Source organism: Marinobacter salarius (assembly GCF_032922745.1).
Lineage (GTDB): Bacteria > Pseudomonadota > Gammaproteobacteria > Pseudomonadales > Oleiphilaceae > Marinobacter.
In genome coordinates this window covers 178381-192977 of the sequence record NZ_CP136693.1, presented here as the reverse complement: position 1 = coordinate 192977, position 14597 = coordinate 178381, and the positions used below count along the sequence as shown (strand labels likewise).

The following is a 14597-nucleotide window of genomic DNA, read 5'->3' as shown; positions in this document are numbered from 1 at the left end:
ATCAACCTAGAAATCCACGCTCGACCTGATGGCCTCGTAGACCTTCAGGTGATTGGGCAGGTGCTCTTTTTCCAGCACCAGTGGGAAGGGGGTGTCCATCCCGGTCACGCGAGCGATCGGGGATTCCAGGTACAGGAAGCAGCGCTCCTGTATGGTCGCCGCGATTTCACCGGCAAAACCACCGGTCAGTGGCGCTTCGTGGGTGACCACCAGGCGCCCGGTCTTGAGTACCGACTTGGCCACGGTTTCCACATCCCAGGGCAGGATGGTTCTCAGGTCGATGACTTCACAGGAAATGCCTTCTTTCTCCGCCCGTTCGACGGCGTGCTCAATCACTTCCATCTGCGCACCCCAGCCCAATACGGTGATATCGGTGCCTTCCTTGATCACTTCGGCTTCGCCCAGCGGTAGCCGGTAGTCTTCGTCGGGCACTTCCCCGACGGAGGCGCGATAGAGACGCTTGGGTTCAAAGAACAGGGTTGGGTTGGGGTCGTGGATGGCGCCCAGTAGCAGACCTTTGGCCTGATGCGGGTTGCGGGGCACCACGATTTTCAGGCCCGGTGTGTGGGCAAAGTAGGCTTCCGGCGACTGTGAGTGGTAAAGCCCGCCGGCGATGCCGCCGCCGTAGGGCGCACGAATCGTTAGCCCGCCCACGTCGAACAGACTGCCCGAGCGATAACGGAACTTGGCCGACTCGTTCACGATCTGGTCGAAGGCCGGGAAAATGTAATCGGCAAACTGAATCTCGGCCACGGGCACGGAACCCTGTGCGGCCAGGCCGTTGGCAAAACCGACGATACCCTGCTCGACCAGCGGCGTGTTGAAACAGCGGTCCTTGCCGTATTTCTGTTGCAGGTTGCTGGTGGCGCGGAATACACCACCGAAAATGCCCACGTCTTCACCGAAACACAGCACCCGCTCGTTGGCGGCCATGGCAGTGTCGAGGGCGTTGTTGATGGCCTGGAGCATATTCATCTGGGTCATCTCACGCACCTCCCTTTGCTTGTTCTGCGGTTTTCGGATATTCGTCCGGATGCCGGCGGATGTGCGCCTTGAGTTTGTCGAATTGCTCGGCCAGCCCCGGCGGTACCTCGTCGTAGACGTCGCTCACCAGGGTGTCGAGCGCGGGTGGCGGCCGCTTCTGTGCCCGTTTCATGGTTTCGAGCACTTCCCGGCGCATGTTTTCCTGCAGCTGTTTCTCATCGTCCTCACTCCACCACTTCTTGCGTTCGAGCCAGAGACGCATGCGCAGGATAGGGTCTTTCTCGCGCCATACCGCTTCCTCGTCCTTGCTGCGATAGCCGGAGGGGTCGTCAGAAGAAGAGTGTGCCGCCAGGCGGTAGGTCATGGTTTCAATTAGCACCGGCCGGTTGTGTTCCACCGCCAGCTTGCGGGCAGCCTTGGTGGCCTCGTGCACGGCCAGGATGTCGTTGCCGTCGACACGGATCACGTCCATCTTGTAGCCATACGCCCTGGGTGCCACGCCGTCAGCGGCGAACTGCTCGGCGGCGGGGGTGGAAATGGCGTAGCCGTTGTTCCGGCACAGGAAAATAACCGGAACGCGGTGGACGGCGGCCATGTTCAGGGCAGCGTGGAAGTCTCCTTCCGAAGCGGCGCCTTCGCCAAAGTAGGTGATGGTGCAGTGGCCTTCGCCCGCCAGTTTCTGACCGTAGGCGTAGCCCGTGGCCTGGGGGATTTGCGTGGCCAGTGGCGAGGAAATGGTCATGTAGTTCAGCTTGCGGGAACCGTAATGAACCGGCATCTGTCGGCCTTTGCCGTAGTCCAGTTCGTTGCCGAACAGTTGGTTCATGAACTCATCAATAGAAAAACCGCGATAGGTCAGAGAGCCCTGTTCACGGTACTGAGCCATGATCATGTCGGCGTCATCCAGTGCGGCGGTACTGCCAATAACCGCGGCTTCCTCGCCGGTGCACTGCATGTAAAAGCTCAGGCGCCCCTGCCGTTGGGCCGCGAGCATGCGTTCGTCGAGAATCCGGGTGGTGACCATCGCCCGGTAGATGCGCAGGGCTTTGTCTTTGTCGAGCTCAGGAGCCTTGGCGCCTTTGTAGAGCGAGCCGTCCTGCTTGAGTAACTTGAAGGTGGGAATTCGGAACTCCGCACCGTCGGTGAAAACCGGGTTATAAACAACTTTGGATTTTGTTGTTGTCATAATCCTCTTCCTGGGGTAGTGGCCTGAGGAACAAAACACCCCTTGTGAGGGTGTCGATGCTTGCTTTGAGTATAGCCAAACTGACGGAACCTGGTGCGGCCCGGGTCAATATCGGCTAAAGTTTACCTTAACGTAAACTGGATCGTTCTGGTAGACCCCGGCGGGGGATTTTTTACTCAGGGTAGAGCGGCAGGGGTGTCACACTGACGAGCGTGTCGTCATTGCCAATATTGACGGTGCCGTCCTGGACGGTGCATTGCAGGTTCATGCCGCGCTCAGCCAGGGCAGCCAGAGATTCGGTGTCGTCAGTCGGCAGGTCGATGATGGTGAGGTTGTCGAAGCGAGTCAGTTTGCCCTGGTGTTTCTCCCACCACAGTGGCACGGCGCGGCCACCGTAGGTGTACAGGATAACCTGATCCGCCCGGTTGCAGGCCTTGCGCAGGCGGCTCTCGTCGGGCAGGCCGAGCTCGATCCACAGTTCGATCTCGTCGCTCAGGCTTTTTTGCCACAGATCCGGCTCGTCGTCCGTGCTGATCCCTTTGGTGAATTCCAGGCTCTCGCTGGCGTTCAGTATGAAAGCCAGCAGGCGTATCATCATGCGCTCGTCGGTCTCGGACGGGTGGCGGGCGATGGTGAGGTGGTGGTCACCGTAATAGTGCCGGTCCATATCCGCGATGTTCAGTGTTGCTTTAAAGATGGTTGCCTTGAGCGCCATGGGGTATCCGAACTGGTGTCAAACTTTGGGTATGGGCTAGTGTAGAGCAATTCGTTACTTGATGAGCATGACAATATGTCGATGTTGCGGGGTTTCCTGACTCTGGTTTTATGTTTCATGCTTGGCGAAGCCTTGCGACTGGTTTTCCTGATTCCGGTCAGCGGCGGTGTGCTGGGCATGATTCTGATGACAATCACGCTGATGCTTAAGGGCAGTGTCAGTGATGACCTGGCCACGGCGAGCCAGGGACTGATTTCGGTGCTGGTGCTGCTGATCATGCCGGGCGTGGTGGGTGTGTTCTTCTCTGCTGATCAGTTCAGCGGCCAGTGGCTGGCGGTGGCGGGGGCGCTCTTGGTGGGCACCTTTTTGAGTGTGCTGACCACGCTGCTGCTGATGGCGTCTCTGGTCAAGGCAGGGCAGCGGAGAGCATCGGATGACTGATCTCCTGGAGCGTTTTCTCGCACTTCCCAATACCCTGTCTGCGAGCCCGATACTGGCGATTGGGTTAACCCTGGGCGCTTTCTTTGCGGGCAACTGGCTTTTCCGGAGGATGGGGCGCCCGCTTTGGTTACCACCAGTGGTGCTTTCGGCCTTCCTGTTGTCGGCCACCATCGCGCTACTGTCACTGGATTACGCCCGGTATCAGCAGGGAGCCCAGTGGCTGATGCTGTTGCTCGGGCCAGCCACCGTCGCGCTCGGTATACCGTTGTACCAGCAGATGCACCACGTGCGGGCGTTGTGGCGTCCGATTCTGTGCACCCTGCCAATAGCGGCCACCCTGGCGGCCGTATATGCGGTCGTGATCGCCTGGGCTCTCGGGGCGACACCTCTGGTGCTGGCGTCCCTGGCGCCGAAGTCGGTGACCGCGCCCATTGCCATTGGTATTACCGAACAACTGGGCGGTTCGGTGCCGCTGATGATGGGCGGGCTTCTGGTGACCGGTGTTGTCGCAACGCTCTTTGTCGACCTGCTTTCCAGGGCGCTGTCGATCACCGATGACCGCATTCTGGGTTTTGCGCTCGGGCTGAACGGCCATGCGGTGGGAACGGCGCGAGCGTTCGAGATCAGTCGCACAGCCGGTGCCTTTGCCTCCCTGGGAATGGGGCTTACAGGGGTGTTCACCGCGCTGATTCTGCCGCTGGCGTTTCGCCTTTGGTAAGCGCCCCAAACAGGGTCATTCACTTCACGAATAACGCCAAGTCGCAATTTCGATTGCTGTTCGGGTTTTCCACGACTAGTTTTTAGCGCAGACATCTGGCGTGAAGTTGCGCCGATGTGCCGCAAAAATTCTTAAAACAGCGACGGAAAACGCGATGAAAACACTACTGACTGCTTTTGTTGGTTCCATGGCCCTGGCAACAGCCCCGATGGCGATGTCTGCCGAGGCGAACAAGGAACTGAAAATGGCGTACGACGCCGACCCTGTAAGCCTGGACATTCACGAACAGCTCTCCGGCGGCATGTTGCAGCTAAGCCACATGACCTTTGATCCCCTGATCCGCTGGACCAAGGATCTCGGCTTCGAGCCGCGTCTGGCAAAAAGCTGGGAGCGTATTGACGAGAACACCATGCGCTTCGAGTTGCGTGAAGGTGTGAATTTTCACTCTGGCAACGAGCTGACCGCCAAAGACGTCAAGTTCACCTTTAATCGCCTGAAGCAGAGCCAGGACTATAAAGCCATCTTCAAACCGTTCAGCGAACTCAAGGTGATTGATGACTACACCTTTGAGCTGGTGACCAACGAGCCATACCCGCTGCTGCTGAACACCGCGACTTACATCTTCCCGCTGGACAGCGAGTTTTACACCGGTAAGACCGAAAGCGGGAAAGACAAGAGCGCCATCACCAAGCACGGCAATTCTTTTGCTTCCGAGAATCTGTCCGGCACAGGCCCTTATGTCATTACCGGTCGTCAGCAGGGCGTGCGTGTCGAGTTTGAGCGCTTCGACGATTACTGGGACACCGAGTCACCGGGTAACGTCGGCAAGATCGTGCTGACTCCGATCAAGGAAAACAACACCCGTGTCTCCGCGCTGCTGTCTGGCGGTGTGGATTTCATTGCACCGGTGCCGCCGACCGATCTGGAGCGTATTCGCCGTGACAAGAACGCCGATCTGGTGACCATGAGCGGTACCCGCATCATCCTGTTCCACATGAACCAGGACCGGGTTGAAGCGTTCAAGAACCCGAAAGTGCGCGAGGCCATTGCCTATGCCATCAACCAGGAAGGCATTGCCGCCAAGATCATGAAGGGCTTCGCTACCCCGGCCGCTCAGATGTCGCCGGAAGGTTACCAGGGCCACAACGAATCCCTGGCAACGCGGTTTGACGTCGAAAAAGCCCAGCAGTTGATGAAAGAAGCCGGTTATGAAGACGGTTTCACCATCTCCATGATGGCGCCCAATAACCGTTACGTGAATGACGACAAGATCGCCCAGGCGGTTGCCGCCATGCTGGCGCGTATCAACATCAAGGTGGATCTGAAAACGCTGCCGAAAGCCCAATACTGGCCGGAGTATGACGCCCGCGCCGCCGACATGATGATGATAGGCTGGCACGCAGACACCGAGGACTCCGCCAACTTCTACGAGTTCCTGACCTTCTGCCCGGATGCGGATAGCGGTTCGGGCCAGTACAACGCCGGTAACTACTGCAACCCGGAGATCGATGAGCTGGTCAACAAGGCCAACGTCGAGACGGATCTGAACAAGCGCACGGCCATGCTGAAAGAGGTGGAGCAGCGCCTGTATGACGACGCAGCGTTCGTTCCCCTGCACTGGCAGGACCTGGCCTGGGCCAGCAAGAAGAACGTGAAGATCGAACCGATCCTCAACGTGATGAACTTCCCGTACCTGGGCGACCTGGTCGTGGAGTAACAGCCTTTATGGGCGGGCCGGCTTCGGATCAGCCTGGAGCCGGCCTTTTGTTTGCAGCTTGACCCGGAATTTTTCATGTTAGCGTTTTTGGTTCAGCGAATTTCCCAGGCCGTACTGGTCATGTTCGTGATCAGTGTGATTGCTTTCGCCATTCAGGATGGCCTGGGCGACCCGCTTCAACAGATGGTGGGCATGTCCGTCTCGCAGGATGAGCGGGAAGCGATCCGTGAGGAAATGGGACTGAATGACCCATTGGTTGTGCAATACGTCCGGTTTGCCGGTAACGCCCTGCAGGGTGACCTGGGTATTTCCTATTTTTACGGAAAGCCCACCATGGACGTAATCCTTGAGCACCTGCCGGCCACCCTCGAGCTGGTGATCGGCGCCAGCCTGATTATTATTGTGTTCTCGGTGCCCATCGGGGTGTTCGCCGCGATTCGCCCTCAGGCATGGCTGTCCAAATTCTTCATGGGGGTCAGTACCGTCGGGATTTCCATTCCGGTGTTCCTGACCGCCATCGTACTGATTCAGATTTTCTCGATCGGTATCACCGTCGACTGGTTCCCGCAGGATGCTGGCTGGGGGCAGTGGCTGAACGCCGCACTATCCACTGAAGGCGGATTGCCGTCCTACGGTCGGGGTGATGACCTGACGCCGTTATTCGGCACCTGGGAATCCGGCTTTTTCTCCCAGGGCGGCCTCCTGCACCTGATTCTGCCGTCGGTATCGCTGGCGTCCATCATGCTGCCGCTGTTCATCCGCCTGATCCGTGCGGAAATGATGGAAGTGCTGCAGAGCGACTACATCCGGTACGCCCGCGCCAAGGGCCTGAGCTCTTCCCGGGTCTATTTCCTGCACGCGCTCAAGAACACCATGCTGCCGGTGATTACCGTGGGCGGTGTGCAGATCGGCATCATGGTGGCCTACACCATTCTTACGGAAACCGTGTTCCAGTGGCCCGGTGTCGGGCTGATGTTCCTGGAGGCCATCACCCGCAGCGATATTCCCCTGATCGTGGCGTACCTGATGGTGGTAGGCCTGATATTCGTGATTACCAATACCGTGGTGGATCTGATCTACGGTCTGGTGAATCCCACCGTAAAACTGACAGGTAAGAAAGCATGACGACGGCGACTCTTTCACGCTGGGATCGCTTTCGCGAGTCCTTCCTCTGGTACAGCTTCAAGCGCGACAAGGTGGCGATTGCCAGCTTTATCGTGCTGTTGTCCATGGTGCTGGCGGCCGTCTTTGCGCCTTTGCTGGCGCCGGCCGACCCCTACGACCTGGCCCAGATCAACATCATGAACTCCGAGCTGCCACCGGTCGGCCTGGATGGCTCCGATCCGGCCTTCCCGCTGGGCACCGACGCCCAGGGCAGGGATTTGCTCTCCACCATTCTGTATGGCACCCGGGTGTCGTTGTTGATCGGGTTTGGCGCGGTTGTCCTGCAAGCGGCGCTGGGCATCCTGTTCGGCCTGCTGGCGGGCTATCTGGGCGGTCGGGTCGACTCCATCCTGATGCGGATTGCCGATGTGCAGCTGTCGTTCTCTACTCTGATGGTCGCGATCATTGTGGGTGCCGTGTTCAAGGCCAGCTTTGGCAATCTGATGTTCGGCGAAGTCGCTATCTACATGCTGATCTTCATCATTGGTGTGGCAGAGTGGCCTCAGATTGCCCGTACAGTGAGGGCCTCGGTATTGGCGGAGAAGAAAAAGGAATACGTGGATGCGGCGAAGGTGATGGGGTTTCGCACCCGTCGGATCATGTTCCGCCACATCCTGCCCAATACCCTGTCACCGATTTTCGTCATTGCCACGGTACAGATCGCCAACGCGATCATTTCCGAGGCCGCGTTGTCGTTCCTGGGCCTGGGCATGCCGGAAACACAGCCGTCGCTGGGCTCGCTGATCAAATCCGGTTTTGACTACATCCAGAGTGGTTCCTGGTGGATCACCCTGATCCCCGGTCTGGTGCTGGTGGTACTCGTATTGGTCATCAACCTGCTGGGTGACTGGTTGCGGGATGTCATGAACCCACGGCTGTACAAGGGGTAACGCCATGTCATTGCTGGAAGTAAAAGATCTTGAGGCCCGCTTCGCTGTCCGTGGCGGGGACCTTACCGCTCTGCGTGGCATCAGTTTCAGCCTAGACAAGGGCGAGCGCCTGGGGCTGGTGGGGGAATCTGGCGCGGGTAAATCCGTAGCGGCTTTCTCCATTCTCAACCTGATCGCCCGGCCCGGTTACATTGCCGCTGGCCAGATCCTGTTCGAGGGTAAGGACCTGGCCGCCATGAGCGAGCGGGAACTGCGCAAGATTCGCGGCAACCGCATCGCCATGATTTTCCAGGACCCGATGATGACCCTGAACCCGGTTCTGACCATTGGCACCCAGATGGTGGAAGCGCTCAAGGCGCATCGCCGGATCAGCACCAGGGCGGCCCGGGATATCGCCCTGAACAAGCTGCGGAAGGTACAGATTCCGTCGCCGGACAAGCGCCTGGATCAATACCCCCATGAACTGTCTGGCGGCATGCGCCAACGCGTTATCATCGCCATCGCATTGCTGCTGGACCCGGAGATCATCATCGCGGATGAGCCGACGACGGCCCTGGATGTGACGATTCAGGCTGAGATCATGGCGTTGCTGTTGGAGCTGTGCGAGCAGGACAACGTGGCGCTGATGCTGATCACTCACGACCTCGGTGTGGTGTCTCAGGTCACCCAGCGCATGCTGGTGATGTATTCTGGCCGAATCATTGAGCAAGGGCCCACCCGCGAAATCATCAATGATGCCCAGCATCCCTATACCCAGGGGCTGATCAACGCGCTGCCCCAGATGGGTGAGCCCGGCGAGCGGCTGTTCCAGATCCCGGGTTCCATGCCGTCCCTGAAGAATGTGCCCACAGGCTGCCCCTTCCACCCACGCTGTTCCTTCGCCACTGATCAGTGCAAGCGTCGGATGCCGGAGTATGTTCGGTCGGGTAATGTGGATGTGGCCTGTTACGAAGTCAGCAACCTTATTGAGCAGGAGAAACGCATGCAGGAGGTGGAATCGTGACCTCCCCGTCATCCACGCTGGTCGATATACGCGGCCTGGAGAAGAAGTTTGATCTTTCCGGTGGCCTGCTGGAGCAGATCTCATTCAAAGGCGGTCGTTTCCACCGCAAACAGGAAGCCGTGTACGCGATCAATGGCGTTGATCTGCAGGTCCAGAAAGGCGAAGCGCTGTGTGTTGTGGGCGAGTCCGGCTGTGGTAAATCGACCGTGGCCCGTACCGTTATGGGGTTGTTGTCTCCCAGCGCTGGTGAGATCCACTACGACGGCCAGCGTATCGACAATCTTGACGGTAAAGAGGTGCTGCCGTACCGCCGCAAGATGCAGATGATATTCCAGAACCCCTACGCCTCGCTGAACCCGAGGATGACCATCCAGCAAACCCTGGAAGAGCCAATTCGCTTTCATCAGCCGGATGCCTCGGAGTCCCAGATCCGTGACAAGGTGCAGGATGTTATGGAGTCGGTGGGGATCGACCCGGACTGGGGTAGCCGTTTTGGTCATGAATTTTCCGGCGGTCAGCGCCAGCGCATTGCCATTGCCCGGGCGCTGGCGGTGGACCCCGAGTTCATCGTTGCGGACGAACCGATTTCGGCGCTGGACGTCTCTATTCAGGCGCAGGTGCTCAACCTGCTGATGGAAGCTCAGGAAAGCCGCAACCTGACCTATCTTTTTATTACTCATGATCTGGCCGTGGTAGAGCATTTTGGTACCCGGGTCGCGGTCATGTACCTTGGCCGGGTATGCGAGTTGGCAGACACCAGAACGCTGTTCAATACCCCGAGGCATCCATATACCCAGGCGTTGCTGTCGGCCATTCCAAAGCTGGAGGACGACCGGCCCAACCATATCCGGTTACAGGGCGAGGTTCCGACACCAGTGCAGTTGCCGTCAGGTTGCGTCTTCCATGGTCGCTGCCCGTATGCCGACGATCGATGCCGGCAGGAAATACCTCAGTTGATAGCGACGGATGGCGGCGCCCAGGTTGCGTGTCATGCGGTGGAGGAAGGGCGGCTATAGCCAGTTCCCCACGATGGGCTATGATGCCTGACAACCATTCCCGACGCTGGTAACACCATGGAAATACGCTGGCTTGAAGACTTCATGGCGCTGGCCCGAACGCGTCATTTCTCACGTGCCGCTGAACTGCAGCATGTGAGCCAGCCGACGTTCAGCCGCCGCATCAAGCTTCTCGAGGAAGCCATGGGGGCAACACTGATCAACCGCCAGACCCTGCCATTGTCGCTGACACCGGCGGGGGAGGCTTTCGTTGAGCTGTGCGAGCGCGTAACGCGGGACGTTCGTGAAACCAAAGACCGGATCAGCGACATGGAGTCCGAGGCGTCTGCCCGGATCAGTGTGGGATCAACCCAGGGGCTGTTTTCCCACTTTTATCAGGGGTGGGCCCGGCAGGAGGGATTGGCCGAGCGGCTACAACTGAACCTGAAAGCCACCAACTGGGTGGGGGAGCAGTTTCTGGATGCGCTGGATAGCGGCGAATGTGACCTGGTGCTGTGCTACTGGCATGAGGATCTGCCCTGGAAGGATCATCTGAGCGAGGACTGGCAAGCCCCCGATACAGTAGACGCCTGATAGCGTTACACTAAACGCAAATCTACAGGTGTTGGTAATGAGCGGAAAGCGCTACTCCGAAGAATTCAAAATCGAAGCGGTCAAACAAGTTACTGAGCGTGGCTATAAAGTGACTGATGTGTGCCGGAGACTGGGGATTACCTCGGCCAGCCTGCACAAATGGATCAAGCTATACGGCGATGCTGGAAGCCAACACCAACAAATCAGCGAACAGCAGGAAGAGCTGCGCAAGCTCAGAGCGGAATTGCGCCGGGTCAGCGAGGAGCGCGACATACTAAAAAAGGCCGCGGTAGATTCAACCGGTCAGTGCAACATAATGCACGTTGGTGTTCACCGGAGCTTTCAGGATGCAGCAGTATGTTTCAAAAGTCAGAGGGCTAACTCCACAGCAGAAGCAGGAGCTATGGGATAGGTGGAAAAAAGGCCAGTCGCTCAGTGAGATTGGGAGGGCCCTGGGAAAACATGCAGGGTCGATCACTGGAATGCTTGCGATCCACGGAGGTATTGCACCATCTGGACGGTCGAGATCCGCCAGGGTGCTCAGCACTGCCGAGCGAGAGGAGATCTCACGAGGCCTCTCAGCTGGCCTGAGTTTGAGCCAAATTGCTGAGCTGATCGAACGGTCCACATCAACCGTCAGTCGCGAGGTGCATCGTAACGGTGGGAGAAGCGAGTACCGAGCGAACCTGGCAGATCAGCGTGCCTGGGCTCAGTCAAAGAGACCTAAGAAATGCTCGCTTGCACTGAATGAGGCACTTCGGATTGCCGTCGCCACAAAGCTCCGTCTTGACTGGTCTCCGGAACAAGTAGCAGGCTGGTTAAAGCGTCAGTTCCCGGATGATAGGTCGATGCATGTGTCCCACGAAACGATTTACCGGAGTCTTTTTATTCAGGCCAGAGGTGTTCTGAAGAAAGAGCTTGTTAAGCATCTTCGCTCAAGACGCGGTATGCGCAGGTCACGGCACAGAAGCTCTGAAGAGGAGGAATCTCGCACCAGCATCTCGGATGCAGTATCTATCCGTGCCCGACCAAAAGACGTTGAAGACAGGGCCATACCAGGCCATTGGGAAGGCGACCTGATATCCGGTTCCAAGAACTCGCACATTGCAACGCTTGTCGAACGGCAGTCTCGTTTTACCATGCTGGTACACGTTGCAGGCAAAGACACGGCGAGCGTTGTTTCGGCACTTTGTCGAGAGGTTGGCCGCCTCCCAGAGGAACTTAAGAAAAGCCTGACCTGGGACCGAGGGGGTGAGCTGGGTAACCACAAGGCATTTACGTTGGCAACCGACATGCAGGTATATTTCTGTGACCCACAGAGCCCATGGCAACGAGGTAGCAACGAAAACACAAATCGGCTATTGCGCCAGTATTTCCCCAAAAAGACTGATATCTCGGGTTATTCTCAGGAGCAGTTAGATGCGTTTGCGAGGAAACTGAATGAGCGGCCGAGGAAAACACTCGACTACCTGACACCTGCTGAAAAGCTGCAAAGCATATTTGCATTGACCGGTTGAACTCACCGCAGCGTTCTTTGCCAAGGAGTCCAAGTAAAGTATCGCTTCATCAGGGCTCACCAGAGTGAATTTCGAGTCCGTGTCATGTGCCGGGTTCTGGGCGTCCATTTCAGTGGCTTCTATGCCTGGCTGCATAAACCGGAAAGTCCTCGCGCCAAGGCCAACCGTCGCTTGGTGGGGCTGATCAAACAGGCTTGGCTCGAAAGTGGTGGCGTGTACGGTTACCGAAATATCACCCTTGATCTCAAAGACCTCGGCGAGAGGTGCAGTAAGAATCGGGTGTACCGATTAATGAAGGCCGAAGGTATCCGTGCTCAGCGCGGCTACAAGCGCCACAAAGGCTACTACGGCGGAGAGCCAGCGCATGTTGCGCCCAATCATTTGGATCGAGATTTTGAGGCCCAGAAACCAAATGAGCGATGGGTGACTGACATTACCTACATTCGTACCCACGAGGGATTTTTGTATCTCGCCACCGTTCTGGACTTGTTCTCCCGGCAAATTGTGGGCTGGTCCATGAAGCCGCGAATGTCGACGGATTTGGTAATGGACGCCTTGCTCATGGCCTCCTGGAGGCGCAGACCGAAACACGAGGTTCTGATTCATTCAGATCAAGGCTCTCAATACACCAGCCGTGAATGGAGAGATTTCCTGAAGGACCACCGTTTGAAGCCCAGTATGAGCCGTCGCGGAAACTGTCACGACAATGCGGTTGCGGAAAGCTTCTTCTCATTACTCAAAAGTGAGCGAGTGAAGCGGAAAATCTACAAGGATCGGGAAACAGCCCGGCAGGATATCTTCGATTACATCGAGATGTTTTATAACCCGGTTCGCCGTCACGGCAACAACGGTGGCTTGTCGCCGGTGGACTTCGAAAAGCAGTACTTCACAAAGCTGTCAGGTGTCTAAGATATCGGGGGCTTGCCAGACCGCTACGAATGGGTGACGCTGGCGAGGGAATTTCTGGTGCCTGTAAGTGTGGCCGATGAAAACGGGCAACCACGATTTGCGCTGCCGGGCACGCCGGAGCAGCCCGTCCCGCTGATTGCCTATCACTCCCGGGGGTTCCTGCAGTCTGCCATTGAGGGGCATCTGAACAGATGCAAGCTGCCAGCCAACTTGTTGCCACTGAATGAAAATACCCAATCGGCCGGTATCAAGGCGCTGGTAAAACAGGGCTTTGGCATGGGGTGGCTGCCACAACGAATGACGGAAAAGAGCGAGCGTTTCGGCAGTCTTACCCGGGCCGGGGACAAACGTTGCGATGTGCCATTGGAGATCCGCTTGATTCGCCTGCGTGAGCCCCGTTCCGACGATCTGCTAACCCTCTGGAAAACACTGGAAAGCAAGCATGTCTGACATCGAGTTACTGTCACTGCAGACGGACCATATTCGCACGCTTCAGCAGCGTTACGAGCACGCCATCGCCGAGCAGGGTTATGACGGTCTGCTGATCAGTTCCGGCGCCGCACCCGTGCGTTATGGTGACGACCAGGCATGGCATTTTCAGGGCTATGGCCCCTTCCTGCACTGGACCGGGCTGACCGGGCAGGAACACAGCTGGTTACTTATCCGGCCCGGGCATAAGCCGCTGCTCAGTCTTTATCACCCCGTGGACTTCTGGCATGCCACTCCGGAATTGCCGGACGAGCCCTGGCTGCAGTCGATGGAGGTGCGTTCCAGTGATCGTCGGGAAGCGCCGGTAATGAACTTCGATGGCAGGCTTGCCGTTGTGGGCGACCCGTCCCAGTTGTCCGGGGTTGATGGGGAGCATAATCCGGAGGGCCTGTTGTCTGCTCTGGACGAAACCCGGGTGCATAAAACCCCGTATGAAATAGCCTGCCTGGCTCGTGCCAACCACATTGCCATGCAGGGCCACTGGGCGGCCCGAAAGACGTTTCTGGACGGAGGCAGTGAGTTTGAAATAAACCTGGCCTACCAGCAGACGACCGGGCAGCGTGAAGCCCAAGCGCCGTATCACAGTATTATCGGCGTGAATGAACACGCCGGCACCCTGCATTACCAATACTATGACACCGAAGCCCCTGCGCGTCCCCGCAGCCTTCTGATCGACGCCGGTGTCCGTTTTCGCGGTTACTGTTCCGACATTACTCGCACCACGCCCGGGACAGGGGAAAGACGTTTTGCCGCGTTGATTCAGGGGCTGGAACAATTGCAGCAACGGCTGTGCGGGATGGTTGCACCCGGCGTGGAGTATGTGGCGATCCATCGCAAGACCCACCAAGGCATTGCGGCACTGTTGAATGCCGCCGGAGTGGTTCAGGGGGTGGATGACGAAACCCTGGTGGAGCAGGGCGTTACCAGGGCGTTCTTTCCGCACGGTATTGGTCATTTCCTGGGAGTTCAGGTGCATGACGTCTCTGGCAAGAAAGAACCGCCGCCGTCAGACGCCCCATTCCTACGCCTGACCCGGACCCTGGAGGCAGGCATGGTCGTCACCATAGAGCCGGGGCTTTATATCATTCCTTCATTGCTGGACCCGGTATTGGATGGGCCACTGGGGAAGAACTTTAACCGTTCAGTGATCGATGAATTACGAGGGTGCGGCGGTATTCGCATTGAGGATAATGTGGTCGTTACACACGATGGCGCCAGAAACCTGACCCGTGAGGCGGGCGGTTAAAAAGAATTTGCACAAAAATCGCTCTTTGG

At 57.7% G+C, this 14597-nt stretch carries 12 protein-coding genes and 4 pseudogenes; 13 read left to right on the top strand and 3 right to left on the bottom strand.

All coding sequences use genetic code 11. The features are described 5' to 3' along the window. Window positions 1–6 precede the first annotated feature (6 nt). The 3 genes from R1T46_RS00900 to R1T46_RS00890 all read right to left on the bottom strand — a co-directional run bounded on the left by R1T46_RS00900 (window position 7) and on the right by R1T46_RS00890 (window position 2885). On the bottom strand, window positions 7–984 hold the full coding sequence (locus R1T46_RS00900; protein WP_036202919.1) for an alpha-ketoacid dehydrogenase subunit beta: 978 nt from the start codon (window positions 982–984) through the stop codon (window positions 7–9). A gap of 1 nt (window position 985) precedes the next feature. Next, window positions 986–2170: a thiamine pyrophosphate-dependent dehydrogenase E1 component subunit alpha gene (locus R1T46_RS00895; RefSeq protein WP_085681719.1), complete on the bottom strand. Its 1185-nt coding sequence runs from the start codon at window positions 2168–2170 to the stop codon at window positions 986–988. A gap of 172 nt (window positions 2171–2342) precedes the next feature. Then, window positions 2343–2885: a YaeQ family protein gene (locus R1T46_RS00890; RefSeq protein ID WP_036202925.1), complete on the bottom strand. Its 543-nt coding sequence runs from the start codon at window positions 2883–2885 to the stop codon at window positions 2343–2345. 75 nt (window positions 2886–2960) lie between these two features. Here R1T46_RS00890 and R1T46_RS00885 point away from each other — a divergent pair, with 75 nt between their 5' ends. The 13 genes and pseudogenes from R1T46_RS00885 (at window position 2961) to pepQ (ending at window position 14568) form a co-directional block, all read left to right on the top strand. Further along, on the top strand, window positions 2961–3326 hold the full coding sequence (locus tag R1T46_RS00885) for a CidA/LrgA family protein (RefSeq protein ID WP_075194983.1): 366 nt from the start codon (window positions 2961–2963) through the stop codon (window positions 3324–3326). After that, on the top strand, window positions 3319–4044 hold the full coding sequence (locus R1T46_RS00880) for an LrgB family protein (RefSeq protein WP_126810671.1): 726 nt from the start codon (window positions 3319–3321) through the stop codon (window positions 4042–4044). The genes R1T46_RS00885 and R1T46_RS00880 overlap by 8 nt, the downstream gene beginning before the upstream one ends. Window positions 4045–4198: 154 nt before the next feature. After that, window positions 4199–5761 carry an ABC transporter substrate-binding protein gene (locus tag R1T46_RS00875; protein ID WP_288074112.1) on the top strand — a complete coding sequence of 521 codons (1563 nt, stop codon included), beginning with the start codon at window positions 4199–4201 and terminating at the stop codon, window positions 5759–5761. Between the two features lie 75 nt (window positions 5762–5836). After that, the gene (locus tag R1T46_RS00870; RefSeq protein WP_075194986.1) at window positions 5837–6886 is read left to right on the top strand and encodes an ABC transporter permease; all 1050 of its coding nucleotides are present in this window, start codon (window positions 5837–5839) and stop codon (window positions 6884–6886) included. Then, entirely contained in the window at window positions 6883–7815 is a 933-nt protein-coding gene (locus R1T46_RS00865) for an ABC transporter permease (protein WP_036202948.1), read from the top strand. Before R1T46_RS00870 ends, R1T46_RS00865 begins: the two co-directional genes overlap by 4 nt. Before the next feature lie 4 nt (window positions 7816–7819). Next, the gene (locus tag R1T46_RS00860; protein WP_136633774.1) at window positions 7820–8818 is read left to right on the top strand and encodes an ABC transporter ATP-binding protein; all 999 of its coding nucleotides are present in this window, start codon (window positions 7820–7822) and stop codon (window positions 8816–8818) included. After that, window positions 8815–9834, top strand: a complete 1020-nt coding sequence (locus R1T46_RS00855) for an ABC transporter ATP-binding protein (RefSeq protein ID WP_286811071.1) — start codon at window positions 8815–8817, stop codon at window positions 9832–9834. The genes R1T46_RS00860 and R1T46_RS00855 overlap by 4 nt, the downstream gene beginning before the upstream one ends. A gap of 57 nt (window positions 9835–9891) precedes the next feature. Continuing rightward, window positions 9892–10377: pseudogene (locus R1T46_RS00850) on the top strand (LysR family transcriptional regulator); the annotation flags it as partial. A gap of 67 nt (window positions 10378–10444) precedes the next feature. Then, a pseudogene (locus R1T46_RS00845) lies at window positions 10445–10690 on the top strand (transposase); the annotation flags it as partial. 64 nt (window positions 10691–10754) lie between these two features. Further along, window positions 10755–11924 carry an IS30 family transposase gene (locus R1T46_RS00840; RefSeq protein ID WP_317307067.1) on the top strand — a complete coding sequence of 390 codons (1170 nt, stop codon included), beginning with the start codon at window positions 10755–10757 and terminating at the stop codon, window positions 11922–11924. 6 nt (window positions 11925–11930) lie between these two features. Beyond that, a pseudogene (locus tag R1T46_RS00835) lies at window positions 11931–12833 on the top strand (IS3 family transposase); the annotation flags it as partial. A gap of 24 nt (window positions 12834–12857) precedes the next feature. Then, window positions 12858–13283, top strand: a pseudogene (locus R1T46_RS00830) (LysR family transcriptional regulator); the annotation flags it as partial. Beyond that, complete coding sequence (pepQ, locus tag R1T46_RS00825) at window positions 13276–14568, top strand: Xaa-Pro dipeptidase (RefSeq protein WP_213479980.1); 1293 nt, start codon at window positions 13276–13278, stop codon at window positions 14566–14568. The pseudogene R1T46_RS00830 and the gene pepQ, both read left to right, overlap by 8 nt. The last annotated feature ends 29 nt before the right edge of the window (window positions 14569–14597 follow it).

Coding starts and splice junctions, on each gene's coding strand:
- R1T46_RS00900 (WP_036202919.1), bottom strand. CDS start 984: ATGACCCAGATGAATATGCTCCAGGCCATCAACAACGCCCTCGACACT.
- R1T46_RS00895 (WP_085681719.1), bottom strand. CDS start 2,170: ATGACAACAACAAAATCCAAAGTTGTTTATAACCCGGTTTTCACCGAC.
- R1T46_RS00890 (WP_036202925.1), bottom strand. CDS start 2,885: ATGGCGCTCAAGGCAACCATCTTTAAAGCAACACTGAACATCGCGGAT.
- R1T46_RS00885 (WP_075194983.1), top strand. CDS start 2,961: ATGTCGATGTTGCGGGGTTTCCTGACTCTGGTTTTATGTTTCATGCTT.
- R1T46_RS00880 (WP_126810671.1), top strand. CDS start 3,319: ATGACTGATCTCCTGGAGCGTTTTCTCGCACTTCCCAATACCCTGTCT.
- R1T46_RS00875 (WP_288074112.1), top strand. CDS start 4,199: ATGAAAACACTACTGACTGCTTTTGTTGGTTCCATGGCCCTGGCAACA.
- R1T46_RS00870 (WP_075194986.1), top strand. CDS start 5,837: ATGTTAGCGTTTTTGGTTCAGCGAATTTCCCAGGCCGTACTGGTCATG.
- R1T46_RS00865 (WP_036202948.1), top strand. CDS start 6,883: ATGACGACGGCGACTCTTTCACGCTGGGATCGCTTTCGCGAGTCCTTC.
- R1T46_RS00860 (WP_136633774.1), top strand. CDS start 7,820: ATGTCATTGCTGGAAGTAAAAGATCTTGAGGCCCGCTTCGCTGTCCGT.
- R1T46_RS00840 (WP_317307067.1), top strand. CDS start 10,755: ATGCAGCAGTATGTTTCAAAAGTCAGAGGGCTAACTCCACAGCAGAAG.
- pepQ (WP_213479980.1), top strand. CDS start 13,276: ATGTCTGACATCGAGTTACTGTCACTGCAGACGGACCATATTCGCACG.